The sequence below is a fragment of the Nitrosomonas sp. Is79A3 genome, assembly GCF_000219585.1.
Lineage (GTDB): Bacteria > Pseudomonadota > Gammaproteobacteria > Burkholderiales > Nitrosomonadaceae > Nitrosomonas.
In genome coordinates, this window is record NC_015731.1 from 789,125 (window position 1) to 815,979 (window position 26,855).

22 protein-coding genes are annotated in these 26,855 nt (G+C 46.4%); 8 read left to right on the forward strand and 14 right to left on the reverse strand.

Annotated elements, in window-relative coordinates; translation table 11 throughout:
- The first annotated feature begins 40 nt into the window (after positions 1 to 40).
- Positions 41 to 1,267: a cytochrome c gene (locus NIT79A3_RS03570; RefSeq protein ID WP_348225711.1), complete on the forward strand. Its 1,227-nt coding sequence runs from the start codon at positions 41 to 43 to the stop codon at positions 1,265 to 1,267.
- Between the two features lie 59 nt (positions 1,268 to 1,326).
- Positions 1,327 to 1,470 carry a hypothetical protein gene (locus NIT79A3_RS18540; protein WP_156797004.1) on the forward strand — a complete coding sequence of 48 codons (144 nt, stop codon included), beginning with the start codon at positions 1,327 to 1,329 and terminating at the stop codon, positions 1,468 to 1,470.
- A gap of 62 nt (positions 1,471 to 1,532) precedes the next feature.
- Here the strand turns inward: NIT79A3_RS18540 and NIT79A3_RS03575 are convergent, their stop codons facing one another.
- The 5 genes from NIT79A3_RS03575 to NIT79A3_RS03595 all read right to left on the reverse strand — a co-directional run bounded on the left by NIT79A3_RS03575 (position 1,533) and on the right by NIT79A3_RS03595 (position 5,801).
- Positions 1,533 to 2,690, reverse strand: a complete 1,158-nt coding sequence (locus tag NIT79A3_RS03575; protein WP_013964898.1) for a trypsin-like peptidase domain-containing protein — start codon at positions 2,688 to 2,690, stop codon at positions 1,533 to 1,535.
- A gap of 27 nt (positions 2,691 to 2,717) precedes the next feature.
- The gene (trxC, locus tag NIT79A3_RS03580; RefSeq protein ID WP_156797005.1) at positions 2,718 to 3,155 is read right to left on the reverse strand and encodes a thioredoxin TrxC; all 438 of its coding nucleotides are present in this window, start codon (positions 3,153 to 3,155) and stop codon (positions 2,718 to 2,720) included.
- Positions 3,156 to 3,192: 37 nt separating this feature from the next.
- The gene (locus NIT79A3_RS03585) at positions 3,193 to 3,510 is read right to left on the reverse strand and encodes a chaperone modulator CbpM (RefSeq protein ID WP_013964900.1); all 318 of its coding nucleotides are present in this window, start codon (positions 3,508 to 3,510) and stop codon (positions 3,193 to 3,195) included.
- Between the two features lie 3 nt (positions 3,511 to 3,513).
- The gene (locus tag NIT79A3_RS03590; protein ID WP_013964901.1) at positions 3,514 to 4,461 is read right to left on the reverse strand and encodes a DnaJ C-terminal domain-containing protein; all 948 of its coding nucleotides are present in this window, start codon (positions 4,459 to 4,461) and stop codon (positions 3,514 to 3,516) included.
- A 167-nt stretch (positions 4,462 to 4,628) separates the two neighbouring features.
- Entirely contained in the window at positions 4,629 to 5,801 is a 1,173-nt protein-coding gene (locus NIT79A3_RS03595) for an alkaline phosphatase PhoX (protein WP_013964902.1), read from the reverse strand.
- A gap of 220 nt (positions 5,802 to 6,021) precedes the next feature.
- On the opposite strand from NIT79A3_RS03595, the gene NIT79A3_RS03600 reads away from it, so the two are divergent.
- Entirely contained in the window at positions 6,022 to 6,408 is a 387-nt protein-coding gene (locus tag NIT79A3_RS03600; RefSeq protein ID WP_013964903.1) for a hypothetical protein, read from the forward strand.
- Positions 6,409 to 6,611: 203 nt separating this feature from the next.
- Here the strand turns inward: NIT79A3_RS03600 and NIT79A3_RS17680 are convergent, their stop codons facing one another.
- From NIT79A3_RS17680 to NIT79A3_RS03630, 6 genes are all read right to left on the reverse strand, one after another.
- Complete coding sequence (locus NIT79A3_RS17680; protein ID WP_013964904.1) at positions 6,612 to 7,139, reverse strand: FxDxF family PEP-CTERM protein; 528 nt, start codon at positions 7,137 to 7,139, stop codon at positions 6,612 to 6,614.
- Positions 7,140 to 7,745: 606 nt separating this feature from the next.
- A complete protein-coding gene (locus NIT79A3_RS03610) occupies positions 7,746 to 9,698 on the reverse strand; it encodes a multicopper oxidase domain-containing protein (protein ID WP_013964905.1) in 1,953 nt (650 codons plus the stop codon).
- Between the two features lie 229 nt (positions 9,699 to 9,927).
- A complete protein-coding gene (locus NIT79A3_RS03615; RefSeq protein WP_041360507.1) occupies positions 9,928 to 10,794 on the reverse strand; it encodes an HDOD domain-containing protein in 867 nt (288 codons plus the stop codon).
- Between the two features lie 636 nt (positions 10,795 to 11,430).
- A complete protein-coding gene (locus NIT79A3_RS03620; protein WP_013964907.1) occupies positions 11,431 to 13,050 on the reverse strand; it encodes a multicopper oxidase domain-containing protein in 1,620 nt (539 codons plus the stop codon).
- 269 nt (positions 13,051 to 13,319) lie between these two features.
- Complete coding sequence (locus NIT79A3_RS03625; protein ID WP_049785333.1) at positions 13,320 to 13,715, reverse strand: flagellin; 396 nt, start codon at positions 13,713 to 13,715, stop codon at positions 13,320 to 13,322.
- A 177-nt stretch (positions 13,716 to 13,892) separates the two neighbouring features.
- Positions 13,893 to 14,855 carry an IS5 family transposase gene (locus NIT79A3_RS03630; protein WP_013964908.1) on the reverse strand — a complete coding sequence of 321 codons (963 nt, stop codon included), beginning with the start codon at positions 14,853 to 14,855 and terminating at the stop codon, positions 13,893 to 13,895.
- Positions 14,856 to 14,957: 102 nt separating this feature from the next.
- Here NIT79A3_RS03630 and NIT79A3_RS03635 point away from each other — a divergent pair, with 102 nt between their 5' ends.
- Positions 14,958 to 15,563 (forward strand): HD domain-containing phosphohydrolase, encoded by a 606-nt coding sequence (locus NIT79A3_RS03635; RefSeq protein ID WP_156797006.1) that lies wholly within the window; start codon positions 14,958 to 14,960, stop codon positions 15,561 to 15,563.
- An 8-nt stretch (positions 15,564 to 15,571) separates the two neighbouring features.
- Here the strand turns inward: NIT79A3_RS03635 and NIT79A3_RS03640 are convergent, their stop codons facing one another.
- Positions 15,572 to 16,657: an aminopeptidase gene (locus tag NIT79A3_RS03640; RefSeq protein WP_013964910.1), complete on the reverse strand. Its 1,086-nt coding sequence runs from the start codon at positions 16,655 to 16,657 to the stop codon at positions 15,572 to 15,574.
- Between the two features lie 379 nt (positions 16,658 to 17,036).
- Between NIT79A3_RS03640 and NIT79A3_RS03645 the strand changes: the two genes are divergently transcribed.
- Positions 17,037 to 17,387: a DUF3579 domain-containing protein gene (locus NIT79A3_RS03645; RefSeq protein WP_013964911.1), complete on the forward strand. Its 351-nt coding sequence runs from the start codon at positions 17,037 to 17,039 to the stop codon at positions 17,385 to 17,387.
- Positions 17,388 to 17,478: 91 nt separating this feature from the next.
- Here NIT79A3_RS03645 and NIT79A3_RS03650 read toward each other — a convergent pair whose 3' ends face one another.
- Positions 17,479 to 19,506: a cytochrome c gene (locus NIT79A3_RS03650; protein WP_348225712.1), complete on the reverse strand. Its 2,028-nt coding sequence runs from the start codon at positions 19,504 to 19,506 to the stop codon at positions 17,479 to 17,481.
- A gap of 269 nt (positions 19,507 to 19,775) precedes the next feature.
- Between NIT79A3_RS03650 and NIT79A3_RS03655 the strand changes: the two genes are divergently transcribed.
- The 3 genes from NIT79A3_RS03655 to NIT79A3_RS03665 are packed head-to-tail and all read left to right on the forward strand — an operon-like array spanning position 19,776 to position 25,384.
- Positions 19,776 to 21,044: a TolC family protein gene (locus NIT79A3_RS03655; protein ID WP_013964913.1), complete on the forward strand. Its 1,269-nt coding sequence runs from the start codon at positions 19,776 to 19,778 to the stop codon at positions 21,042 to 21,044.
- The gene (locus NIT79A3_RS03660; protein ID WP_013964914.1) at positions 21,041 to 22,195 is read left to right on the forward strand and encodes an efflux RND transporter periplasmic adaptor subunit; all 1,155 of its coding nucleotides are present in this window, start codon (positions 21,041 to 21,043) and stop codon (positions 22,193 to 22,195) included. The genes NIT79A3_RS03655 and NIT79A3_RS03660 overlap by 4 nt, the downstream gene beginning before the upstream one ends.
- Before the next feature lie 3 nt (positions 22,196 to 22,198).
- Entirely contained in the window at positions 22,199 to 25,384 is a 3,186-nt protein-coding gene (locus NIT79A3_RS03665; RefSeq protein WP_013964915.1) for a CusA/CzcA family heavy metal efflux RND transporter, read from the forward strand.
- Between the two features lie 101 nt (positions 25,385 to 25,485).
- Here the strand turns inward: NIT79A3_RS03665 and NIT79A3_RS03670 are convergent, their stop codons facing one another.
- On the reverse strand, positions 25,486 to 26,742 hold the full coding sequence (locus NIT79A3_RS03670) for a putative Na+/H+ antiporter (RefSeq protein ID WP_198009409.1): 1,257 nt from the start codon (positions 26,740 to 26,742) through the stop codon (positions 25,486 to 25,488).
- Positions 26,743 to 26,855: the final 113 nt, after the last annotated feature.

A 26,855-nucleotide genomic window follows, 5' to 3' on the forward strand; every position in this document is an offset into this window, starting at 1 on the left:
TATAAATAATTGTAAATTTAATGCCTTATTTTTGGCATGCATGGCATCGTTATTATTTCTTTCGATAACGCAAGCTACGTGCGCGATTGCTGAGGAACCTGACCGCTCTGTCGAAGTGCAGCATGGCGCCTATTTAGCGCGCGTTGGTAATTGCATGGGATGCCATACAACTAAGGGTGGTCAACCGTTTGCGGGCGGACGCCGATTATCTACTTCATTTGGCATTTTCGTTACACCCAATATTACTTCTGACAAAGAAACAGGAATTGGTCTTTGGAGTCAACAAGATTTTTGGCAAGCACTACATCAGGGTAAGTCACGTGATGGGAGACTCCTGTATCCTGCTTTTCCCTACACCGAATACACCAAAGTCACGCGGCAAGACGCCAATGCGATTTTTGTGTATCTTCAATCTATACCGCCCGTTTCGCAATCCAATCCACCAAACGATATTTTTTTTCCCTATAATTTCAAACCGTTGTTAGCCATTTGGCGCGTTATGTATTTCAGAGAGGGTGTTTATGAGCCGGATCAATCCAAGAGTGATGCTTGGAATCGCGGTGCTTATCTCGTGCAGGGTTTAGGCCATTGTAATGCTTGCCATACAACCCGCAATGTATTTGGAGCTAGTCAAGATGTTACGCTGACAGGTGGGAAAATAATGGGTACGAATTGGTATGCGCCTTCCTTGTCCTCATATCAGGAAGCAGGTATTGGTGGCTGGTCAATCGAAGAAATCGTTGAACTGTTGGCGACTGGTATAACAAAGCGTGCCGTAGCTTCAGGTCCCATGGCAACCGTTATAAGACAAAGCCTTCAATATTTGTCACAGGATGATATTAACGGCATGGCGATCTATCTAAAGGCGCTCACGGAAAATGAAGCTGGTAAAGTGCCTGGTGTCCGTTTCTCAGTGATGTCAGGTAGCTTGCAGAGGCATCTGGATTTTGGTGGGAAATTGTATGAGAAACATTGCCAAACGTGCCATGGTGCCGATGGAGAGGGAGCCCCAGGTATTTATCCCGCGCTGGCCGGTAATCGAGGGGTGTTGATGAGTTCGCCATTGAATACTATTCGCAGCGTGCTGAATGGCGGATATCCACCCACGACAGCAGGAAATCCTAGACCTTATGGAATGCCGCCATTCCAGCAGATTTTACATGATGAAGAGGTAGCTCTGGTGGTGTCGTATATACGGAATGCTTGGGGAAATCGTAGCAGTTTGGTGACAGCAGTGGATGTTGATCGAAGTAAAGGAGGGGACTAATTATGGCGCGCAGTAAAGTATGAACTCTTATACACCAGGGCATTCTATGCAGCGACGGATTGAACGAAGCCTTGGATGATGCTCAAATTGCTTCTCTCTTCGTCAACGAGTGTGAAGCGGATCATGCGAATGTATTCAAGGCTGCACGCCACGCGGGCAGCAGCGATGATTTTTCAGTCATTGTGCTGACTGGTGAACAATAGATTGCTTTGTCAGTTGCTTCGAATCAATAACGTGCCGCTTTTATGGAATTTCTGACTTTATGTCACTCACCCGGTTGTAGCGTAACCGGCACGTCAATTTTTTCACCTTTTCGCAACACGGTGATCTTGATGGTATCGCCAACTTTATAGCTATCAACCCGAGCGAGTAGCTTATCGACGGAATCAATGGGTTTATTTTCGAGTGCCACAATAATATCGTTCGCGATGATATTACCTTCGGGGGTGATCGTTGCACCTTGAAGTCCGGCTGAGTCCGCCGCTGATCCGGGGCTGATGCTCAGGATGATAACACCGGTTATTTTCAAGTGTTCTGTTAGGCGATTATTGAGTTTACTATCGACGGTAATGCCCATTGCCGGACGGATATATTTGCCGCGGCTGATGATTTGAGGAACTACGCGATTGACGGTATCAACCGGCACAGAAAATCCAATACCGGCACTGGCACCGCTGGGGCTATAAATGGCGGTATTGATGCCGATCAGGCGCCCTGCGGAATCCAATAAGGGACCACCGGAATTACCTGGGTTGATGGCGGCATCGGTTTGGATCAGATTGTCGATGGTACGTCCGTCACCGCTTGGGAGTGAACGATCCAGTGCCGAGACAATACCGGTCGTTAATGTCCAATCCAAGCCAAAAGGATTGCCGATTGCGAATACTTTCTGCCCGACCTTGAGATCGTGGCTGGTACCCAAAGGAACCGGGACAGGGCGCTGGAAACCAATACCAATTTTCAGTACGGCAATGTCATGCGCCGGGCTGGCGCCAACTAGGGAGGCTTTGTAATCGCGCCCGTCAGCCAGGCGTACGGTGGCCTCACTGGCGCCTTTGATGACATGGAGATTGGTGATGATATGGCCATTATCGTCCCAGATAAAACCTGAACCGGTGCCGCTGGGAACAGAAAAAATATTGCGCGTCCATGCATCCATGACACGTTGGCGTGTGGTGATAAATACAACTGAATCACGCGAATTCTCAAATAATTCAATCGTGCTTTTTTCGTCTTCGGCTAAATTGCCACGTGCCTGGACTACTCGCGGCTCGGCATTTTCCTGCTTATCCTTGTCGGTAAAATAGTCCGGGTGGAGGATATCCGGGAAGTAATGATAAAGGAAGCTATGGAAAAATAACGCCAGCAATATGGCTGCGAGTGAGGTCCAGATGAAACGGGATAGAAATCCGTTATTGGGCATAGGTGTTTGTTCCTTTAGTATTGGTCATTATTTGTTGTGCGTTTGCGCCCATCGCACCAGATCCTGTTCGCTCATGGCGCCCGATTGTCTGGCGATTTCCTGGCCACTTTTAAACAGCGCCAAAGTCGGAATACTGCGAATGTTGTAACGAGCCGCTAAGCCTTGTTCTTCTTCCGTGTTAACCTTAGCAAGGCGCATCCCCGGTTCTAGCAAAGCAGCAGCTTTGGTGAATGCAGGTGCCATCATGCGGCACGGACCGCACCACGGTGCCCAGAAATCAACCAGAACCGGAATATCGCTGTTCGCGATATGCCGGTTGAAATGACTTTCTGTTAATTCAACTGGTTTTGCGATAAACAGCCCTTTATGGCAAGCACCACAATTGGGCGATGCACTGAGGCGATCTGCCGGTACGCGATTGGTGGCGTGACAGTGCGGACACACGATATGTAAAGGCATGAGCAATATTCCTATTTAATTCGTTTGGCTGGCAGATGCTTTGTTAATCTTCATTCAACTCGGATGCTTTCAGCCGGGCGCGTAACACTTCAACTTCTTCGAGCAGATCGGCGACCAAACCGGCTAATTCCGGGTTACCTTCAAAATCCCGCTCAATCGCTATGATTCTCTTGACCCGCATAAAACTACGGCTATCAAATAGCCATGCAGCAGGATCGTTAGTGATTAAATCCTCATCCAGCAACAGGCCCCATCGAACGCGCTCAATAATCCATTCACGGTTGATCTGGCAACTTCTCGCCAGTTCATCCAGGTTGAGCTTGGTATCCTCAAGTAAAATGGCATCGATTTCGTGCGACATGATTTAGACTCCGAGATTCTGGCGTGGATTAAAAGCAAGTTCCTGCGCCATAGTTTGATAAAACTCACGTTCCTTGGATGTAGTAGCGGGCGGTAGCACAACTTCCAGCACCAGATATAGGTCGCCGGGTGTGGCAGCAGGGATGCCGCGTCCTTTCAAGCGCAGCTTGCGGCCTGATTGAGAGTTTTCCGGTATCCGCACTTCCACCTGACCATCCGGCACCGGTATTTTAACTGTTGCTCCCAGTGCCGCTTCCCACGGTGCGACCGGTAACGTGGCGTAGATGTCTTTGTTTTCAATCCGGTAACGGCTGTGCGGTTTGAAATGAACTTCCAGGAACAAGTCTCCGGAAGCTTCCCCAGCATGGCCCGGACCACCCTGTCCGGCAAGCCGGATCACTTGCCCGGCATGTACCCCTTTGGGAATTCTGACATTCAACATGTGGTCGGCGAGCACGGTGCGTCCCTGACTGTCGAGTTTGGGCATACGCAGTGTCAGGCTGCGTGTGGCACCGTGGTAGGTATCTTCCAGATCGAGCATGATTTTGGCGTGATGGTCTTCGCCGCGCATCCGATGGTGGGCTTGCCGACCGCCAGCGCCCATTTGTTTGCCGAATAATTCCGCAAAGAAATCACTGAAATCGGCAGCCTGTGCACCGTTAAATCCTTGTCCACGGAATTCAAAACCGGCATCCCAGCCGGGAGGCGGTTGAAAATCACTGCCTGGCTGGAATCCGCGTCCCTGCCCCAATTGATCATAAGCTGCGCGTTTTTCCGGATCGGAAAGTACCGCATTGGCTTCATTAACTTCTTTCATTTTCTGTTCGGCGTTAGTTTCCTTGGAAACATCCGGATGATACTTGCGCGCGAGGCGGCGGTATGCTTTCTTGATTTCCTCTGCTGTCGCATCGCGTGAAACGCCAAGTGTCTTATAGTAATCCTTGAATTCCAAATCAATTCTCCCTGTTGATCACGCAGTCACGCCATGAACATTATTGCTGCTTTAAGCCAAATAGTGAAGTTTCATTTACGCACATAAAACCTGTTGCAGTTTCCGGGATAAATGGGACCACTGAACGAATTTATCAAGTGCCGGAGAAAAGCTTTAGAGTACTGCAATCAAAATGGACCAGTAATTTCAAACGTTATGCCATCCTTATCGCGCCCGGTTTTGCCGCGTTGTGAACTGAAATACAAACGGGAGCCGTCAGGATTGAAAGCGGGGCCAGCAATCTCCGAACGATTATGGCCTACCACTTGTAATAAGGGCAAAACCTTGCCTGCAGTCAGCACAACAATCTGCATATCACCGCCATCTTCAGCCACTAGCAAATCTCCCGCAGCATTGGTAATGATATTATCCACGCCGGTTAATACCGGTTGTAGATATGAAGCCGCATTGTAGACGACACTGAGGCGATGCTGTTGCACAGTATACGCCCACACCCGGTTATCGCCTTTGGTGGTGAAGTAGACTATGCCCTGGTGATACCAGATACCTTCGCCGCCATTAAACCGGGTGCTGTTGGCAACTTGTTTGCGCGCCGGTGTCGTGATTGCCAGTGGATCGGGCAGTGTATGCCAACGCACTGCGCCAATAGGGCCTTCGACGACCTCGGCGACTTCCAAGAAACCATCATCCAGATTGGGATTCCCGGTAGCATCAAATGAGCGTGCGGTATAGCGATATAAACAACCATCGGACTGATCTTCGGTTAGATACAGTTGCATGTTGCGCGTATCCACGGCCACCGCTTCATGCTTAAATATACCCAAAGCGCTTCTGACTTGCGCTGCTTTCCGGCCAAGCGGATCGCACTCCCACACCCGGCCTTTTTCAATTTCTTCGCACGACAGCCAAGTCTGCCACGGGGTATGCCCACCGGCGCAATTGCGGTTGGTCTGACTCAGAATCGAATACGCATCTATAACTTCTCCCTGTGCATTGAAGCGCAATGCTCCCACACCGCCCGCTTGATTGTCCAGCTCGCTATTGGAAACATAAATCCAACCGCCATTAGCAGTAGCAAAAACAGCGCCACCATCCGGTGCAGCGTGCCAGGTATAGCCAAAAAGTGTTTGCCCCGAATGCGCTAGGATGCGGGAAGTAAAACCCGCGGGCAGACGCACGCCATTCTGATCCGGTGGCAGCAGCTCTCCGCGTGCTGCTAAAGACAATGCCAAGGATGCCGCCTTCAACGGAGACGGCAACAAAGCATTACCAAAAAAAGCACCCAGCCCGATGAAACCGTATTGCAATAATTTGCGCCGGCGCGGGTTAAATGTATTCATACTGAGAACCTCATGTAGTAAATCCAAGCAATGGATACATGGGAGATAGTTTACAATGTTGCACTGTCAAGGGATCTCCAAATAACTGGCATTTCGAACCTAGCGAAAAATCTCTCGTGTTGAGTGTTGATTGCCAAAGATTCCTCACTTTGTTCGGAATGACGAATGTGCATTATTCAGAACTTTCATAAATGCTTACTAATATAAAAAGCGTATTGCAATGATTCAAATACTGAAACCAATTGTATCTCTACTGATGTTTTTGACTGTGCTGTTTTTTATCAGCACCATTTTAACGATTACGACCAGTTTTCCTTTCTGGCTCGGCACGACTTTTTCACTCGCTTGTGCATCCCTAGCTGCATGGTTTACTTGGAAACTGGTTTCTGGAGAGAAAACGGGTATCGGTATCGCTGTTATTAGCGGCGCGTTGATTCTCGGTGGATTATGTTTTATCGTTGGTTTTTTGGGTCCCATGGTTTTTGCCAAAGACACCAATCAGGGGCCATTGATAGGAATTTTTATCGCCGCGCCATTAGGCGTGATTATTGGTGCAATCTGTGGCTATATTTATGCTTCTCGGCAGAATGCCGGTAATTATGATTGATGCGGTGTAATTTAAGCGGGAAAATACTTGTCAGAATCAGAGTGGGGATGAAAGGAGAGTAGTGCGATCAAATCTGGTGCCACTGGCCTTGCATTGGTTGCCTCGAATACGTTTCTCAACGATCTATAAAAAACAGCTACTTTACTCTCAAGCTAGAAACCCCGCAATATTGGCGGGGTTGTCTGAAATACAGTTCGATCAAATTAAACGATTTCTTTTCTGCGACGCACCATAAATCCGACCAAACCTAAACCAGCCAATAACATGGCATAAGTTTCTGGTTCAGGAATTGGGGAAATATGAAAATTCCCAGCATATGAACCACTGCCTGAAGATCCGAGTAGACCACCTTTCACATTAATTTCATAGCTATCAGCAGGATTTAAGCCTGAAAAACTAAAAAACTTGAAAATACCAGGACCCGCTGTTCCTGAAGCAATAGTTGAAGCCGTGGTAGTATCAATTAAGTCAAAAGTTGTAATAAATACATCAGGTCCAAATTCTGCAAAACCTGATATTACACTGCCTCCCCCACCACCGCCGGCACCTACAGGTACAGTAAAAGTATAATGGTCATTAAAAAACCCAGTAACAGCATTGTTACCAAAAACAGCATCCCAATTTGGTGCGTTATAACTGAAGCTCAGAGCCGTTGTGGTAGCATTTGCTGAACCAATACCAAAACACATCACAGCAATAATTGTTAGTATTTTCATTTTACTATTTTTCATATCAAACTCCCAAAGTGAGGTTATAAAAAATTTTCTTATAACTATCCGTTAATAAAGCAATTGTACTTAATGATAATAATTTTCTACTATCATTATTAAATATACTAACATTTAATTTCTTTTTAGAACCATGAGATTCTTCCTGTTTTTATAGTACAGATGTACTAAAATTGGCATAAAATAGACTGAATTTATTACGTTTTATAACAATGGGGTATATTTCTTATTATCCGTTGAAAGGTTAATGCCACCGGTTTTGTCCGGTGGTTATTTAGTGTTCTTCGTTGTATCACTACGGCTTTTTTAGAACTTGAATCACGATCAAGAACATCGATATATTATAAGTAATGGGCGAGAAAAAAAACAACGAGAAGTATTCAAAGGCACTGTTGTCAATTGCTCGACATGATGTTTCAGTACAAGTTTGACAAGTTCAGCGATAATCAAGCAGGTGCCTGTAAATAAGCCTTGTACGCTGCTTTTAAGAAATAATTTTGACTGGCTCAGGACGATTAGGTTCGACTGATCTTTTGACGGATAAAAATTTTAAATCAATTAATTCGGTTCAGGTTTTTTGTCTGACGAACCTGAACCGTTTTCCAGAATTTATCGCGATGAATGCGATCCCGCGTCTCTCTTGTGTGAAGGTTTGTGGATACTGACAGGCGGTAGAATTTTTACCAATTCCATCATGCCATTATCTTCATGAAAAACATTATGGCAGTGCATGACCAAGGAGCCAGTGTAGTCCAGCGGTTTTTGCAGGAATTGCACGATATCGCCGATTTCTGCATTTCCTTCCTTATCGGATTGTGTCTCTACCAGCAATGTATCCCGCCAGATAGGGAACGAATATTTCACTTGTCCGCGGGAAACCAATTGAAATGAATTGATATGGATATGGAACATATGCGTTCCCACGGCGCTTTGCGCGGACCATAGATCGACTTGTTTCAGTGCGAGATCGCGCTGACTGCGGATGGGATTGAAAACTCTGGCGTTGATGACCGATGCGCCACCGTCAATCGGAGCGAATTCGCTATTGGTGAAACCAAAGACAGCGCCCTGAGTAGGCAACTCGGGGCTTTCGGCAGCTGTGATGGTGACCGGCGCTGTTAGTCTGTTGAGTGCCTGTTGCGTTGGTACATCGGTATTGTAGGCAATTTCACTCGTGCTGACCTCGACATTTACGGTGAGGATCGGGGTTAGCTGCACATAGGTAGATGCTTGGCATATTTGATCTCGGGGAATCGCATTGCCGGATTGATCAACGCCATCATACAGAGCATAAGTGCCCGGAGTGGATGGCGCCTTTACCATTAAATCGAGTCTTTGGCCTGCGGCTAGGAAGAGCAGCTCATTGTTCAATACTCCTGCGCCATCAGTTGGTTTCACAACCGGGTTGGTCAAGAGTACCGGTAGATCGTTTTTTCCGGCATTGGGGTTCTGCACAGGAACGCCGTCTGCCGCAAGAACATATGCCGCCGGGCTTGCTGTGGCAGTTTTGTCGTTTGGCTGATTAACAGGCATCAAGCACATTGGGACGACATTGCCGATACTACCGTTAATCACGCGCCAAAGCTGCGCCTCGTTGGTCGACATGGTGATCGACGGCTGGAACTGGCCGTTGACGGATAATTCGTTATTGGTAATACCAGGGGCGGGTGGTTTTTGTCCACCGAATGCGCAACCATTTTGATTGCCGTATACGCTCATGCAATCGATGCGATAGGGATCTTTTTCAGTGCCTGAACCGGTGTTATCCGGATAATTGCCGCCGTAAGCGACTTCCTGCAACAGAATAATTTGTTCGCGTGCCTTTTGCACTGCGGCTAAGCTTTCCAAACCATGCACCGGATCTTCAATGATTAAGGCGCCGGCAATGCCGTTGGCCAAATGCATTGCGACAGCACCGTGTTTGTGCGCATGATACCAGTAGGTGCCGGAAGGGTGGTTGACGGGAATTTTGTAAGCATAAGCAAATTTTTCTGTCACACAATTTTCTTTGCCGAATTCAGCATAACATTCGTTCAATGGTTCTTTGGGTGTTTTCTTCGGAAAAATATTCAGCAATACATTATCGCTCGGACTGCTGGGTGAAACGTGCAATCCATGGGTATGCAGATTGATGACATCAAATCCATGCGGATTAGTGGTGCTATGGCTTGCATCACCTGCAGATTTCTCATAGTTGAGGTTATTCCGGAAAAGAATATTCAGCTTGTCTCCAGGGCGCACGCGTAACGTAGGCCCAACCAGTAAATGGTTGGCAGATTGGGAAGCGGCTGGCTTGCTATGGGTGAGTTTTGCTCCGCGCACACTTACCACCGGATTCTCGCTGGGGCCGTTCTTGGCAGTCGGAGATGGGCCAAACAGTGTGTACTTGGCGGATTCAACATCCAATTGCACGCTTAATGATTTCGTGGAACCGGAGCTGGCTGATACAGGCATTTGCAGTGGCGCAGCGTGAACAAGCGCATGTGTCAATGCGATCGTCATGACGAGAAAAACAAAGAAGATTAACTGGATGGTGAATAACTGATAGGTGTTTTTTTTCATTTCTTTATTCCTAATGAGTTGCTGATCAACCAGCCATTATTTATCCGGTTACTATGGCTGGGCCGGGGAAGAAAGTGCCGATTGAATCAAGAATTCCGGTCGAATCGTGCTGGAACACTAAAGATCCTTGGTCGCACTTTGATTGGGTTGCGAGTTCATTGATTACTGTCGTAATCTCCTGGAAATGCATGGATGCAGAATGTCAGAAACCCTGTTCCATATTGTGTTATCAAACAGTGCTAGCAAGCTGTTTGGCCTGCTCAGCAACGATTCCAATCTCTTCGGTAATAGCATCGGCCTTGCTTGGATCTATGCCAAGATCGGTACATTCCTGTCCGGTAATTGATTGTGTCGTGTGTTCGGCGTTCGCAAAATCCGGTAGCATTTTCTCTGCAATATTGACAAGTTTGACCAGGGGTTGGCCGGTTTCAGCATTCGTGTGGTCGGGTATATGGTGATAGCGTATCACAGCAATGATTTCCGCCGGTAATCCCCAATGTGCAGCCAGTTGTGCGCCGATCTCACCGTGATGTGTACCAAGTAGCTCGCGCTCTATTTCTAAAAGTGATATTCCGGAAGCAGTGCTCAGTCTTTCATAAAGTGTATCGCTGATGTCTTTTGCAATAAAGCTTAGTACGTTATATCCAATATCATGCAAAAGTCCCGAGAGGAAAATTTGATCGTCCATCGGACGGTTTCGTGCAGGTATGTGTCTGGCAATAGCGCGCATCGTGGTGGCGATGGCCATACTGTGAATCCACAAATCAGTGGATTTAAATTTACCCTCAGGTGGTTTAGTCAAAGCTGACAGGGTGGCCATACCGATAGCGATTGATTTCACCTGCGTCAGACCCAGGAACATGGCAGCATCGCTGATCGAGGATATTGTACCTGGCACTCCAAACAAGGAGGAATTAGACAATCCAATGATCTTGGCAGAAATCTGCGGGTCTTGTGCGATGAGTTTGAGCAGTTGCGTTTCACCTTCGTCTGTATTCAACGCTAATGCAAGCATTTTTTGGGCAATGACCGGCATAGCAGGCAGCGTATTAATATGTTCAAGAGATTGCTGCAAGCCGATAATGCTGTGAGACATAGTGCGCTCCTCCCGCGAAAATTCCACTTCTCTTAGTACAGTTTGACTCATGCTGAATGCTGATAAACACTGTAACAATAATGGTTGGGCACAAAATTTTGCCATGAGAAATTTTCCAGCAATCAGTATTTCACAGCACAATCAACTACTCTGACATTTGGTGAGGCCCAGTGAATGTCGAATCACTGGAGTAGGTGACAGGATGCATCATTATAGAAAGCATCCATAATAAGTATTGGGTAAATAGAGATGTAAAATGTTATCTTTTCTGAGAAATCTCACCTTTTTCGAGGAAGCGCACGAAAAAATTTGCTAGTTGTTCGATTTACTCATTTAGTTTGTTGCAGGAAAGAATGTGTAAATCTGCTGCGGACTGACACAAGCGGAAAGGCTGGATATTTTGCTGACGCATACTGCGGGGGGCAATAAAGTTTTGTATGCCGATCGAATTCAGCCCTAGTAAGTCATCCTTAACCTAATGTTCAGTTCTGGTTTGAATTGCCTGTCAAGAGGAATAAAGCTTAATAAGAAGATTCAAGTTGATGCATTTTCCGTTCGTTCGGCATCCTGCGCACAGAGTGGTGTACGGACGGGCGAGAACGTAAAATGCTTGTAAAAAACTCAACCCAAAGAAAATCAGCTTATTAGGAAATTGCGCATCATCCCCATATCTTCATGCTCCAGATTATGGCAGTGGTAAAGGAATAAGCCGGTGAAATCCTTAAACGGTTTTATAATTTCTACTTCTTCTCCCGGCATCACCAGGACAGTGTCTTTCCAGCCGCTGTTGATAAATCCGTCTTTGACAGTATCATATGCGTATCCTTGATTGGTCTGCGTTCGCGATAGAATTTGAAACTGCTGACCATGCAAGTGAATAGGATGTGGCATTGCCATCATCATGCCCATGCCGCCCCTGCTCCCGCGCATTCCTCCTCTACTCATGCCTCCGTGAGTATCGTGGAATATCCTTATTTTCTGAACACTATTGACTGGGATATTTTCAATTTCCGTATGATCTTGCATGTCAAATGTTCTGCCATTTAATTGGAATGTCATGTGCCGCATGCCAATGGCAATAGGAACAGTTTTATCGGGATTGGAGATATCCTGAGCGGTCAATCGGCGCATGGGAATTAGTTCTGCAGGCAACTTGGGTGAATCACTGATTTTTTCGGTAATATGGAACTTGGCAATAGAAATAACTTCATTTTGGGCCGATGCATCATCCATCATACCCATTCTACCCATGCCCTGACGCATTCCGCCACCCATGCCACCTCCCATAGGCGATGTAGATCCCTGATAGGCCAAGCTTTGCAACATGAGATCAGAACCGGGTTTTCTGCCACTAAAATCAACCCACAGCTCAACACGTTCAGCAGGAGCAAGCATAATATAGGGTAAAGTTTCAGGCTTCTCCAATAAGCCGCCATCTGTGCCGATTGCGATTACGGGAGTGCCGTCATCCCAGCCTAACTTGTAAATTCTGGAATTCGATCCATTGAGTATACGCAAACGATAGGCTCTGGTTTTTACGGGAATAATGCTGTTTTCTTGGCCATTGACCAGAATCGTGTCGCCCAGAAAACCTCTCATCCGCTGGTGCCTATTAAGCATGTAACGTAATTGATTGCCATTAGTGAAGCTGCGATCCTGAATGACAAGCGGGAGATCAAATTCACCGCTGGGCAAATTCAGTTTTCGTTCAGCTTCATTGGATATGGTAATGAGGCCTGCCAGGCCTTGATATACCTGCGTGGCGGTTAATTCATGCGTGTGAGAATGATACCAGTTAGTGCCAGCAGGGTTCTTCACCTCAAATTCATAAACATACTGTTCGCCATGATATATGGCGTACATAGGATGTCCGTCCATTACCTGGGGTACATGCATGCCGTGCCAGTGGGTAACACATGGTTCTGGCAATTGATTATAAAAGTATATTCGGACTTTTTGGCCCTGCTCGAAATTGAGGATCGGTCCTAAATAACCCGGCAATTCTTTAAGTGCTGATTGGGGCCCCTTCAGCAATTTCCCAGTGTACTTAAAAACATGAGTATGAGCGCCCGCAAGAATAGGGACGTCAGCGGTTTGAGCGGTTAATGCGACTTCAACATCGGCTTTGAATGAACTGTTGGGAGCCTTACTAAACCCTTGGCTTTCTGCCAGTGCAAAACCGGGCAATGTGGCGGCGATCGTACCTATTGTCGCATATTGCAGGAATTGACGTCTTTTGTAATCAATGTGTGTCATGATTAACCTCTCGCATGATAACGATAAGTCTTGTGGCTAGATAGAAAGTATCTCAATATCAATTTTTTGTAGCTTTAAGAATAACAGCTAATGGCAAGATTACTATTCTAGAAATTAGTGTACCAGCTCAAGGATAATTAGCAACCCGATTAAAGCAAAGTAGGGAAATTCTATTTTGGGGACGGATCTGAGAAAAGCGGGAGAATAGGAAGTTACAACACTTATGGGTGAGACAATAACGCCATCAACATTTGTGGAGATGTATTTGCCTAGGCCAATACTGCAGTGGCAGCTTGCTGCATGATCTGTTTTTTAGTTAACGATGTTGTCTCTAGGGCATAATCAGCATCCTGTATTCGCGATTTACTAGCCGTTGTAGGCTCAACACTGGTTTGGTTATTGGCAATGACAGATTCCAGACGATTTAACTGCGCACCGATCTTCGATCTTTCCTCATTGATATGATTCAATGCAAGATCCATCATATAAGTAGCAAATCCTGCATTGTTGACCAGATCCACACTTTGGATGCTCATTGCCGCAGTATTAACAGCCCCTAAAGTCACATTAAGGGTATCAGATTTATTTGCGCCTACTTGAAACTGTTTGCTATTACCTACTGCAGCAACTGCTATATTTTCCCAGATCTCGTTGAAACCGCTCATGGGATTTTCACCGCTTCTTAAGGAAGCTCTGATTAAGTTATTTATTCCAGTTTTGTCGACAAAGCTATCGGTAAAGTAGCTAATATAGGCATTATTGTGCGATTAATAACTGTAATTTTTAGCAGATTGCATACTATTCTGTCCCCTGAGGCTGATTTTCAGGGATATTGGACGGAATTATCCCGTGGTTGGCATCCACACCTTACGGACATGGTAAAGATTAGCCAAGGCAAACAACAGATAAAGCTGTTGTGCATTCTTGAATAATCCTCGGTAACGGACTTTGGTATAACCAAATTGTCTTTTGACAATACGAAACGGATGTTCAACCTTTGCGCGTAGTGAAGCTAGCATACGATTGAGCACGACATGTTCTGCTGGCAATTCCTCACCGCGCTTGCGTTTGAATGGCATACCCCAGACCGGCTCTTCCGGCTGTCGTTGCGCTTCCAGATTGCGATCATTACGAGTATAAGCCCGATCACCCAATACAATTGCCTCTTCGCCATGTACCAGCGCATCAATCATGTTGCCATCGGCCACTTTGGCCGTGGTAATTTCCAGGCTATGCACCAGGCCGGAATCGGCATCTACGCCTATGTGTGCTTTTAATCCAAAGTAATAGTTGTTGCCTTTCTTAGTCGAACTCATCTCGCCATCACGTTTGCGTTGCCGGTTCTTGGTCGATGGCGCAGCCGCTATCAGCGTGGCGTCAACTATCGTGCCCTGACGCAGCAATAATCCCTGTTGCGCTAACCGCCCAGTTGTTTCAGCAAACAGGCTTTGTGCCAAGTGATGCCTCTCCAGCAGGTGGCGAAACTTGAGGATCGTCGTCTCATCAGGCATAACATCTTCTCCCGCATCTAGTCCTGCAAATTCACGTAGCATCGGCACATCATGTAACGCTTCTTCCATTGCCGGATCTGAATAACCAAACCATTGCTGCATCATATGAATCCGCAGCATCGCTTCCAACGCAAATGGCTTGCGTCCCAAACCTGCTACCGGATAGTGCGGCGCGATCCGATTCGTCCAGTCTACCCATGGAACCACTTGCTCCATTTCTTCGAGAAACTTTTGCCGGCGAGTTACTTTTGGTTTCTTGATAAATAATGGAATCGACAATACTAATTGTTTCATCAATGCATTCCCTTGCAGTGGTTACAATCTACCGCGTATTTTACAAGTTTTTGGGACTTAATCAGAGTTTCCTTAATCAGCATTCTGGCCCAAGTGGGTGAAATGCGTGATAATGATACCGGCAAGCACGTCATACGTGTGGGTAAGTACGCGCGCATTCTTTCTGAAGCTTTGGAGTTGCCTGCTGATATCTGTTATCTGATTGAAAAAGCTGCGCCATTGCATGATATTGGTAAAATTGGCATTCCTGATCATATACTGCTGAAGGCAGGGAAACTGACCGATGTAGAATGGGAAAAAATGCGTAGGCATGCGCAAACGGGCGCTGATCTGCTAACCAAGCATGAGTCCTTGATGGTGCAACTGGCGGCCAGTATTGCGCTATCACATCACGAGCACTGGGATGGAAACGGATATCCCAAGCAACTTAGAGCAGCTTCTATTCCAATCGAAGGCCGTATTACCGCCATCAGTGATGTTTTTGATGCGCTCACATCGCCAAGACCCTATAAAGAAGCCTGGCCCATCGAAAGAGCCGTTGAGTACATCAAAAGCAAGGCTGGAATGCAGTTCGATCCGCAGCTAGTTGATTTGTTTATTGAAAATATAGACAAAATTGTTGTAATACGAGAACAATATAAAGATGAAGGGGAATGCCAGACGCTGCAGTATCTAACGCCACGACTCACAGTTGTGAGTATGCTGTAAGTGAAACGCTAACGCTCGGCAACTATCCGCTCCTGACTTCCTTCAGCAGCCTTCTGCAACACTAAATTTCGCTCCTTCTTCGGAAGCTTGCTAATTTCTGTGACGGCATTAAAGAACCTTTCCATATCCTTGTCTTGTTGGGTAAGAATTGCCTGGAATGAGGGTAATAACTGAGTGTAAATGGAAACAGTTGCCAGTAATGCGTTATTTAATGGTTGCGCAAACCATTGGTCATAACTGCTGAACTCAGCTTTGTCGGCTTTCAGGTGTAAGAATTCTTCGCGGAGTTCCTCAAATATATGTGTTTTTTGGATACGTTTCTCAGCGTTACTGATATCCGAATGGAATAATTCTTGTAACCGTTTGCGATGTTTTAACACCAGATTGGTAAAAATAGCCTCTCTTTCTTGCCTCGCATTTAATACAGCTTGCTGAAAAACTGTACCATTACTCTCAAACCAGCGCCGGACACCTTCATGCTCAACTGCGGTAGCAAAAGATTCATTGAAAACACTGTCACCGGGCACATAAACTACCTGATGAGCGAGCTCATGAAATATCAGACGGGCAAGATTCATTTCAGAATACCCGATAAAGGTATTTAATACCGGATCGCTGAACCAGCCTAAGGTGGAATAGGCGCGGATTCCACCGACATACACATCATAACCCTCATTTCTAAGCACTTCTGCATAATGTTCTGCCTTGGCTTGAGAGAAAAAACCGCGATAATTGACGCAACCTACCTGCACAAAACACCATTCTTTGAGTTTCAAAGAAAGCTCCGGCGAAGCAAAAACATTCCATACTACGTAGGGTCGCTCTAAATCCGCATAACTGGTATAGCTCAGGTTATCAGGCAACTTCAATTCACGACTGGCAAATTCACGCAATTGAACAATTTTGCTCAGTGAGTGCTTTAATTTGGGATCCGTATCAGGATGAGCAATAATCGCACTAATCGGTTGCGAGCGGCGTAAAACATTAAAATGCCCATCAACGGCTTGAGCATAGTATGGAAGATTGGCGCACGCACTGAGCCAGATAACCTGACTCGTAATTATGACAAGTCTTAAGGTGTATGGAATTCGCAAAGCTACACTATCTCCTGATGAAATAGAAAAACTAAGATATGAAATAAAGCATCATACTCATCTTTCTTTTTTTTTCTCAAACAATTTTAAACAGATTTGACTCAAGTTGTGGGTGATCTTAGTTGTAAAGCTTCAGATCCTATTTTTCCTGATTAATTCCATAGTTACTACTGTGTTTTATCGAAACTGCCCTCTATTTTTTTCAAGATGCGCCGATATAAATACCAGGATTTTAAAGAAAGAGAAGATTCTTATCATGAATTCTTGGCATGATCTCAAAAAAATTACCAAATCATTTCTGAACAACAGTTCAGAGAACTGTTATGTCTAGAGTGCATATTATTTGTAAATTCTTGCCTTTATTTTGGCCGCATTACAGATGAAGTTCGAACCTGAAGAGTGGCTGGTTCTGGGTATTACTCCCAATGGTCGGCCATTTCGTCCGAGTGATTGGTCAGAAAGGCTCTGCGGAGCGCTCGCCAGCTATGATAGCCATGGGCGTTGGGTATACTCTGAGCATGCGCAACCTGTCATACATGATGGGCAAGCGGGTGTGCGGGTAAAAACAGTGCTAAAAAATAGCAATCCGGGCGCTTATGAATTTATTATGGATTTTGCCAGTGACAACCAGCTCAAAGTGGTATCAAGAAGAAAAGTGATTTACCTGAATGAATCTGCAACGGTGCCAGAAGTGGCGTTGCCGGTAAGAAAGCTGACGCTCGCTCTATGAATGCATCACTGGGGAATAAGATTCTCATGGAGATGGCTGGAGTTTTAGGCAGTTAATGCAAGCTGAGTCGTAATCATTTTCCTGATATCAGTTATAAAGTCTTAAGGTATTCCAGCAGATCCAGCCGTTGTTCTTTAGTCAATGCTGGTAGAAATGTTCCGTCCGGTTGTGGTGTACGGCCGGAAGCATATTCATGCCCACTATTGTTATTACCCCAAATGTTGGTTCGAAACAAGAAGCCATCGTAGCCAGCAGATTTTAAGCCAACTTTTTCCGGATCAAATTCACGCGAACCGGCCATAAATTCATCCGGCCGATATTCAGCTTCTATCGGATCATTTATTTGTCTTTTGGGTAGAAGTAGATCATACAGTGTCGGTACCGAGCCATTATGTAAGTAAGGAGCGGTTGCCCAGATGCCATTGAGCGGGCGTGCTTTATAAGCCATTACCGAAGCAAAAGGTTTGGCAGTCGTATCAGGCGTGTAGTTCCCGTTTTTAAGGGAAGATTGCACTTCATTATCAAAAAATGTATAGGCAAAATCAAACGATCGCTCTACCCATCGTCGTATAAACCATTTGTCGCGATCGGGCGTGGTAACCACATTGCGCGTAGCGGAGGTCAGTAGAGCAACCGCTGGTGCTTGACTTTGCAATAAGATGTTACCGGTACTGACGCTAACATATTGATTCTTGAGAATGCCGCTATAGCCGGTAAATTCTATGCTGTTTGCAGCCATTTTAGAATCCGTTCCTACGGAAGAGACTGAAATCATTTTAGCGACGACGCGTCGATCAGGATCTGACCGATTTATTTGACCATGGCACGATGCGCAATATTGAGCAAATAATTCTGCACCCCTAGTCAACCGTGTGTTGTCGAGCTTGGGCAAAATATGTTCAGGCCAAAGGGGTGAGGTTAATTTGCGCAGATGGTTTTCTACTCGGCGCAAATTCCGAATATCGATGGAGGATTGAAAATCAACATGTTTGGAACCAAATCCTTGACCGCCGAGCACTGAAGATAGGGTGAATCCATCTTTTTCTTGCCAATCCAGTGTGCCGAATACGCCGATCAGTTGACCCGCATTACGTGCCATGGGACCCAGTCCACTGTTCTCGACCCTGCCATTCCATTGAATATAGTCATGCTGTGGAACATCCCACAGAAAAGGATAGCTGACTGGGGCATCGGCCGGATTATAAATTTTATTGCGTAATTTGATGATTTGTTTGTCAGTCAAATATGCCTGGGTTCGTTCGATAATATGGTCGCGATCACTGCTGCTGAGTACCTGTTCCAAGCCTGTCATTACTTTAGCCAGTTCAGCAGGAGAAAGTATTTCAGCCAGTAATTCGCGCAATTGTTGCGCACTCATAATGTGTTCGAGCACACGGTTATAGATACGTCCAAACGCATCCAGTCGCGCATAACCATAGCGAGTGAGCGGGCGCTTGGTGTCCCGGGGCGTGTTAATGATGGTATAAGTTTTAATACGCTGAGCATATTTCTTCAGATCGGCTAACACATCACTTGCATTCTCATAGTGGCCTCGTTTCAATACGTTTCTAACAAAGCGATCAAGTTTTTCCGGGGTCACTAAAGTAGCATGCAGGGCCTCTGCCAAATCGATCATGAAAGTTTCCATATCTGAATTCGCCGGACCCCCATCAATACGAATTCCGATACCGGCATAATTGATTTGGGTCGTATGGCAGGCCGCACAAGTAAATCCCATAAACGCCTTGCCTTGATACTCATCTCGTACCATCCCGACAGGCAAGCCGTCCGAGTTACCGATGGTTGGTCGTTGCGGTAGATAGCCATAGCGATCAATATTTTCATCGCTGCGGAACAAAGCGGACGAACCAGGCTGTTCCAACACCAGAAAGAAACTATAAGGTAATAAATTGGAACCTTGCGTCGTATTGTAGAACCATAGGCTATCAGCTGCAGACCAGCCTTGGTCAAGATACATTGTTTGGGTAATTTGACTACCAAATTTATCGGTACCGTTTATGGTGGCACCACGGCTAGGATCATTGTCACGCAATTCATATACCCGCCAAGATATTCCTGTAACAAGCCAAATAATCGCTAGTACGCTGAGAATCAGCATCAAGAACTTTATCGGGTACAGATAGTGATGTGAGGATTTTGAATGCATATGGATTTATAACATTGTTCAGCAATCATTCAGGAATGTTTTGGTAAATTCTGAACTTTTGTTAGTTGGCTATTCTGATTTTCTTCAAAATACTAATAAAAGACCTCATTATCCTTAACATTAAGATTGCTGAAACATAAAATTCCTATATTATTAGTAGTTAATTTTATGTGAAGATTATGTGAATGGAATCACATCTTTGTAATGATTGAAAGGGCTCTATGCAGACTTCTCCGTTTTGTTATCTATTGCTTAGTTTTAGCTTCGTATTCTCATCACCGCTCGTATTTGCTCAACAAACAGCCAAACTCACGATTGAAGAAGTACAACGGATGGGTCTCCAGGCAAATGGTCTCGTTCTTGCCGCGCGTTCGCAAATAGAAATGTCTAAAGCCGGTGTAGTGGCTGCATCAGCGTTTCTTAACCCTGAAGTAACCGTGACGGCTGGTCCCGATAGTCATCGCTATTCTTTAGCGATAACTGGCCCTACTTCGATGCAGCGTCACGTGACCGTCAATCAGCCGATTGAAAACCCTGTCATGCGGAGTGCGCGTATTAATGCATCGGAGGCAGTTGTTGATGCCAGTCGTGCCAGTTATGATCAAGTGCGAGCTGATTTGGCCGCTCAATTACGTGTGCGTTCTTATGAATTATTGCTTCGCCAGGAACAATTTGCAATGGAGCAAAGTATCTACGATTTAGTGGAGGATGTGCGCCGGCGCATTGCAATCAATGTCGAAAGAGGTGAAATAGCGCGCTTTGAGTTAATCCGCGCGGATACTGAAGTACAAAATGCAGCCAATCGCAGGGAGGCAGCCCGATTGGGCGTGCAACGCGCACGCATAGCGCTTATGCAGTTTACAGCCGGAGCAATACCCGCTGATTTTGAAATCAATGCTTCATTAAAAGATCCCGTTAATTTTCCTTCGCTGGAGGTATTACGTCAGCAAGTTCCTAGCGTTAACCCTGAGGTGATGCGTTTACAGGCCGAGCAAGAGCGCGCCAACTTACGGATTAGCCAAGAACGAGCTTCGGTATTACCGCAAATCAACGTGCTATACACTAATTATCAGGACGCTCAATTTACCTCTAACACGGCTGGTATGAGCGTAAGAATTCCTCTCTGGTACCGCCGCCGGGGTGAAATTGATACGGCCATTTATGATTCCGCACGGATACGGGAAACACTCGAATTTCGTCGTTTTGAGGTCGGACAACTGTTTGAATCGGCATGGCAGGCTTTGCAGATTGCCCAGCGTAGAGTAGACATGTTTGAAAGCGGATTAATCAAGGAAGCAGAAAATGCCGTGCAGGTTGCTCAATCTGCCTACCGTTTTGGTGAACGCGGCTTGATCGATGTGCTGGATACGCAGCGTATATATCGTGGAATCCTCGGCGATTCTTTGCTGGCACGTTTTGAACTGCAATCCGCCGCGGCCGAAATCGACCGCCTGCGCGCACATTATCCCAAGGAGTTACTTGTAGAATGAAATTCAAATTATCAATCATCGGTTTCATTGTTATCGCTGCATTGTTGCTGACCGGCTGCGGTAAAGCTTCGGAGGAACAAGCTCCCAAACAATCTACAGCAGAGCGTGATATTAACAGCATCACAGCTCGCCCCGAATTGGAAGGGCGGATAGAAATTGGGCAACCAGCGCTCATTGATCTTGCCGATAAAATACTTGTACCCAGCCGAGTTCAAGTCGATGAAGAACGAACCGCGCAAATTGGTTCTTATGTCACAGGGCGTATCATCAGTATGTTTGTGATATTGGGTGATTACGTTAAAGCAGGCGATCGATTGGCACGTATTACCAGTCCGGATTTAACACAAGCACAACTTGCCTATTTACGCGCTGTATCCCGTGTTGTGGTAACCCAGAAAGCAACCGAACGCGCGCGTCATTTGCTGACTGCCGATGTGATTCCACTCGCAGAAGTCGAACGGCGCCAATCCGAGCTGGAAATTGCTCAAGCCGAGTTAAGCGCAGCAATAGATCAACTTAGATTATTTGGAATGGGCGATCAAGAATTAAAAGAACTGAAAAAACAAGGAAAAATCTTACCGTGGATGGATATCAAGGCAACTCGCGAAGGCTACGTGATCGCACGTAATGTCATGGTAGGTCAGGTAGTACAACCCGCTGATCCACTTTTCCAAGTTGCAGATTTGTCGCATGTTTGGGTCGTCGGCGATGTGCCTGAGCAAATTGCTCGCGAAGTTCACTTGGAGCAACATGTCGAGATTCAAGTGCCTGCATTAGGAGCTCAACTTATGGATGGCGTGATCATCTTTGTTTCCGATACGATCAATCGTTTAACCCGTACTGTGATGACCCGGGTGATGGTGGAAAATTCCGAACGCAAGCTTAAACCGGATATGCTGGCAAATATGCACATCACGGATCCGCAACACAAAGTATTAGTGGTTCCTGAATCGGCTATCGTTCGAGAGTTAAATCAGGATTATGTCTTTATCGCATTAGGCGATAACCGTTTTCAACGCGTGCCTGTTGAATTGGGTCCTGAAGTGGCTGATTTACGTCCGGTAATAAAAGGATTGATGATTGATCAACGTATCGTAACCGCAGGTGCTTTTCATTTAGATAGTGAGCGTAAGCTTGCTGAACTGGAGTAGCCCATGATGGCCGCGATAGTTCGTGCAATGTTGAGGCAGCGTCTGCTGGTGCTGGTGATCGGACTGATGCTATGCGCTGCAGGCGGGTTTGCAGTTAAATCGCTCACTGTGGATGCATTTCCAGATGTCACCAACATCCAGGTGCAGGTCGCTACGGTAGCAATTGGCCGCAGTCCGGAAGAGATGGAACGATTGGTTACCGTACCAGTTGAAATCGCCATGACCGGTCTGCCCGGGTTAGTCGAAATGCGCTCATTGAATAAGAGTGGATTATCGCTAATCACCTTGGTGTTCACCGATCAAACCGATGTGTTTTTTGCGCGCCAATTGGTCATGGAGCGGATTATTGATGTCACACCTCGGTTGATACCGGGCATCACACCAGTACTTGGGCCGGTATCGACAGGTCTGGGGGAAGTCTATCAATATACTATCGAACATCCGGATGACGGTACCCGAGCACTGACTGAGGAAGAATTAATTGAGCGCCGAACAGTTCAGGATTGGGTAGTGCGTCCCTTGTTACGCTCGATCAGGGGCGTAGCGGAAATCAATTCCATTGGCGGATTTGTCAAAGAATACCAAGTATACGCCGACCCCAATAAGCTGCGGCATTACGATATAACACTAGGACAGGTTGACCGTGCATTGGCCAGCAATAATGCCAATGCCAGCGGCAATATATTGGCATTGCGCTACGAGCAGTATCTGATCCGTGGCGTGGGCCTCATCGCCTCGTTGGATGATATCCGCAATATCGTGCTCAAAGAAATGGATGGTGTTCCGGTATATGTGCGCGACGTGGCAGAGGTGACCTTGGGCGGCGAGGTGCGCCAGGGCGCCAGTATTAAAAACGGATATACCGAATCGGTGACTGGCATTGTCATGATGCTGCGCGGCGGTAATGCCAAGGAAATTGTCGGTCGAATCAAGGAAAGAGTTGCTGAAATCAATGAACGTGGAATTTTGCCGGATGGTTTGCAGATCGTGCCGTTTTATGACCGCACCGATCTAGTGGATGGGGCACTATCCACCGTTCAAACTACGCTGATGGAATCCTTGATTCTGGTTATTGTGGTGTTATCGATCTTTCTGGGTACTGTTCGTACTAGTTTTGTCGTATGTTTCACACTGATTATCACTCCATTGATCACCTTCCTGGTGATGAACCATTACGGTATGCCTGCCAATTTGATGTCATTGGGAGGGCTGACGATTGCACTCGGCATGATGGTGGATCCCACGGTGGTAGTTGTTGAAAATATTTATCAGCGCCTGGGGGAAGCCAAAGATACGGGAAAGTCCAAATTTGATGTCATTGTGGATGCAGTTGCTGAAGTCGGCACGCCGGTGATTTTTGGTTTAATTGTGACCGTGCTGGTATTTCTTCCTTTAATGACCCTGGAAGGAATGGAAGGAAAAACATTCAGTCCACTAGCAATTACTATTTCCATCTCGTTATTTATCGCATTGATTGTATCGTTATTGTTGTCTCCTGTGCTGTGTGACTATCTGTTAAAAGGCGGCAGCGAGCAGGACACTAAAGTCATCGCTGTGCTTAAAAAGGGCTACTTGGGCATTTACGATTTAGCGGTGCGTAATCAGAAAAAGACCTTGATTGTTGCTGTTTGCTCATTGATGGTGGCATTTGCGCTGTTTCCGCTGCTGGGTACGGCGTTCATTCCAATCATGAAGGAAGGCGCAGTGACCCCAGTGATTATCCGCGCACCATCCATTTCTTTGGATGAAGCCATCAAGATCGAAACCGAAGCGATGAAAATGATCGCGGCGATACCGGGCGTCAAATCGGTCGTTTCCAAGCTGGGCCGTGGAGAAACTCCCGCTGATCCGGCATCGCAGAATGAATCGGATCCGATCGCCGATCTGGATCTCATTGGGTCAGGCAGAACACAGCACGAGATTGAGGAAGATATTCGTAAAGCCCTGTCCGTGCTGCCGGGCGTCAATATTGTAATCTCTCAACCAATTGCACAGCGGGTGGATGAAATGGTCACCGGAGTGCGTTCGCAAGTCGCCATTAAAATTTTTGGCGATGATCTGGAACAATTACGTAAACTATCCGAACAAGTGGCGCGTGTCGTCAAATCCACACGGGGTGCTCGAGATATCCGTATTGAAAGATTATCCGGCCAGCAGGAGTTGACGATTGATATTGATCGCCGTGCCATCGCTCGTCACGGCTTGAATGTCGCTGATGTCAATGAAAAGATTGCTACCGCAGTGGGTGGCAAGGCGGTTACTCAGGTATTTGAAGGCGAGCGGCGCTTTACGTTGCTACTGAGATTCCCGGAAAAGTATCGTTATGATGTGGAAGCGATCAAGCAATTGTTATTAAGGCCTGGCAGTGGCACACCCGGTGGAGTAGGGGCTGCTGGTGGTATGCTCATTCCAATGAGTGCAGTCGCAGATATTAAAGTGATCGATGGCCCTGCAATCATTTCACGTGAGTTTGCCAAACGCCGTGTGGTCATCGGTGTTAACGTGCATGAGCGCGACATGGGTGGTTTTGTCGCTGAGCTCCAAGAGCGTACCGCGAGAGAAATTAAATTACCTCCCGGCTATTATTTCGTCTGGGGTGGCCAATTTGAAAATATGCAGCGCGCGATGGCAAAACTTTCCATTATTGTGCCGGTCACGTTGGCAGCTATTTTCTTCTTGCTGTTCATGCTATTCAACTCAGTCAAAATGGCCGTGCTCATCTACTTGGTATTACCCTTCGCATCGGTCGGCGGGATTGTCGGACTCTTTGTTACCGGTCAATATTTGTCGGTACCGGCATCGGTAGGCTTTATTGCCGTGTGGGGAACTTCCATCTTGAACGGCGTAGTGCTGATATCCTTTCTGCGCGAATTGCGCGGAAAAGGCCTGAGTGTGCAAGCAGCCGCTAGACAAGCCTGTGCGCAACGTTTTCGGCCGGTCATGATGACGGCGGCCACGACAATTCTAGGGCTGGCACCTTTTCTCACAGCGACGGGATTGGGTTCTGAAGTGCAAAAACCACTCGCTATCGTGGTCATTTTCGGATTGACGACAGCGACGCTAATGACGATGGTGGTTATGCCGATGGTATATCACTGGTTTGATGACATACCCGATAAAAAAGCACCGGATCAGCCGGAACCCTTACTTGCACCGGCTATCGTGCAAACTGCTGTTAAGGATGCCTGATTCGTTTTTTAGTTTAGAAGTTGATTCGATTTTTAAAGTTTCTTACCTGTGATATTTTGTGCCATTCACCGATTCAATCTGATTCTCTTTTTCGGGAATACTCATAGCACACGAAATGCAATGATGGCCACTAATGTCGGAGGCAATGCCGCAATCAATAAGCCCAGTGGATGAATCGACTGCTCATCGAACTTACCTCGCAGAATAGCAAAACCTGCAGGATTGGGCGCATTGGCTATTACCGTCAGACCGCCGCCAGCGACCGCGCCTGCTACCAGTGCTATTTTAAATTCTTCACTCAGCCCTTCAACCAATGAGCCCAAATAAGTGAGCGCTGCATTATCAGTAATCGCCGTTAACGCCGCTGCTCCAAAAAACACAGCCGTATCATCCATATCCATCAGAAGCGGCTGCAGCCACCACTGCTGCTGCCCGCCGAGTACCACCAATCCTCCTAAGAAGAAGGCTACCAGTAAAGCTTCGCGCAAGATTAATGGGTTTTGATACTGCTGATATGCGGCCGTAAATCCAAGAAAGAATAGGAATAGGCCCATAAAGGCAACGGGATGATGCGCAAACAGTACAACCAATGTCAGAAACACCAAATGGATCAGTATCACCGCTAACGGCGTTTTTAACACGGCGGTATCAACCTTTTGACTGACATGCCCTAGCTCATGCCGGAACAACCAAGTCACTGCACACGCATTGACAGCAACGGCTGCCGCAGCTTTCCAGCCAAAGTTCGTCATCATAAACCAAATATCCCAATTCCATTTTGCAGCGACCATCAGTACTGGTGGCGCCGCAAAAGGTGTCAGCGTGCCACCAATGGAAACATTCACAAATAACACACCGACCGTCGCGTATTTTAATTTAGTGGATATCTCTTTGCTAAATAACGTATCACGCAACATCAGTGCTGCAAGTGTCATCGCAGCAGGTTCTGTAATAAACGAACCCAATAGAGGAACGAAAGCCAGCAATAAGAAGTACATCGCCGTACCTTTATTGATGGGCAGAAAGAATGCAATACGCTGAACACTTGAGGCTGCGAGATCCAGAATAGGGCGCGTACCGGCAATCACCATAATCACAAAAACAAACATAGGTTCGGTAAAATCGCGTGATTCAAGGTACGTGATTGCCTCATGCTTACCGCTTATGGCAAATATAAATAGTATCAAAACCATTGCCCAGAAACCAAACACCACTTCCACTTCACCCAATAAATGCCAAATTCCTGCATGACGTGGTTGAATATGCGCCAGATGTTCGAAATATTTGGTTGAGAATGTGTGGACTACAGCCAGTGCAAATAACACGGCAGCGATTAGTTGAACAGATGTCGGATTAATCATGTTGTGAAATTATATGAAATGAGTAGTGAGTGATTTTGTAATGATAACATTACCCATATGCTATCCCGTGTGTTTGACTGTTTGATGACGAGATAAGATAAGGTTATCGA

What these genes read in the sequence shown, in the direction of transcription:
- NIT79A3_RS03650 (WP_348225712.1), bottom strand. Translation starts at nt 19,506, where the DNA reads ATGCTGATTCTCAGCGTACTAGCGATTATTTGGCTTGTTACAGGAATA.
- NIT79A3_RS03615 (WP_041360507.1), bottom strand. Translation starts at nt 10,794, where the DNA reads ATGTCTCACAGCATTATCGGCTTGCAGCAATCTCTTGAACATATTAAT.
- NIT79A3_RS03660 (WP_013964914.1), top strand. Translation starts at nt 21,041, where the DNA reads ATGAAATTCAAATTATCAATCATCGGTTTCATTGTTATCGCTGCATTG.
- NIT79A3_RS03575 (WP_013964898.1), bottom strand. Translation starts at nt 2,690, where the DNA reads ATGCCCAATAACGGATTTCTATCCCGTTTCATCTGGACCTCACTCGCA.
- NIT79A3_RS03600 (WP_013964903.1), top strand. Translation starts at nt 6,022, where the DNA reads ATGATTCAAATACTGAAACCAATTGTATCTCTACTGATGTTTTTGACT.
- NIT79A3_RS03585 (WP_013964900.1), bottom strand. Translation starts at nt 3,510, where the DNA reads ATGTCGCACGAAATCGATGCCATTTTACTTGAGGATACCAAGCTCAAC.
- NIT79A3_RS03610 (WP_013964905.1), bottom strand. Translation starts at nt 9,698, where the DNA reads ATGAAAAAAAACACCTATCAGTTATTCACCATCCAGTTAATCTTCTTT.
- NIT79A3_RS03595 (WP_013964902.1), bottom strand. Translation starts at nt 5,801, where the DNA reads ATGAATACATTTAACCCGCGCCGGCGCAAATTATTGCAATACGGTTTC.
- NIT79A3_RS03655 (WP_013964913.1), top strand. Translation starts at nt 19,776, where the DNA reads ATGCAGACTTCTCCGTTTTGTTATCTATTGCTTAGTTTTAGCTTCGTA.
- NIT79A3_RS03625 (WP_049785333.1), bottom strand. Translation starts at nt 13,715, where the DNA reads ATGAGCGGTTTCAACGAGATCTGGGAAAATATAGCAGTTGCTGCAGTA.
- NIT79A3_RS03630 (WP_013964908.1), bottom strand. Translation starts at nt 14,855, where the DNA reads ATGAAACAATTAGTATTGTCGATTCCATTATTTATCAAGAAACCAAAA.
- NIT79A3_RS03620 (WP_013964907.1), bottom strand. Translation starts at nt 13,050, where the DNA reads ATGACACACATTGATTACAAAAGACGTCAATTCCTGCAATATGCGACA.
- NIT79A3_RS03635 (WP_156797006.1), top strand. Translation starts at nt 14,958, where the DNA reads ATGCGTGATAATGATACCGGCAAGCACGTCATACGTGTGGGTAAGTAC.
- NIT79A3_RS17680 (WP_013964904.1), bottom strand. Translation starts at nt 7,139, where the DNA reads ATGAAAAATAGTAAAATGAAAATACTAACAATTATTGCTGTGATGTGT.
- NIT79A3_RS03570 (WP_348225711.1), top strand. Translation starts at nt 41, where the DNA reads ATGGCATCGTTATTATTTCTTTCGATAACGCAAGCTACGTGCGCGATT.
- NIT79A3_RS03645 (WP_013964911.1), top strand. Translation starts at nt 17,037, where the DNA reads ATGAAGTTCGAACCTGAAGAGTGGCTGGTTCTGGGTATTACTCCCAAT.
- NIT79A3_RS03665 (WP_013964915.1), top strand. Translation starts at nt 22,199, where the DNA reads ATGATGGCCGCGATAGTTCGTGCAATGTTGAGGCAGCGTCTGCTGGTG.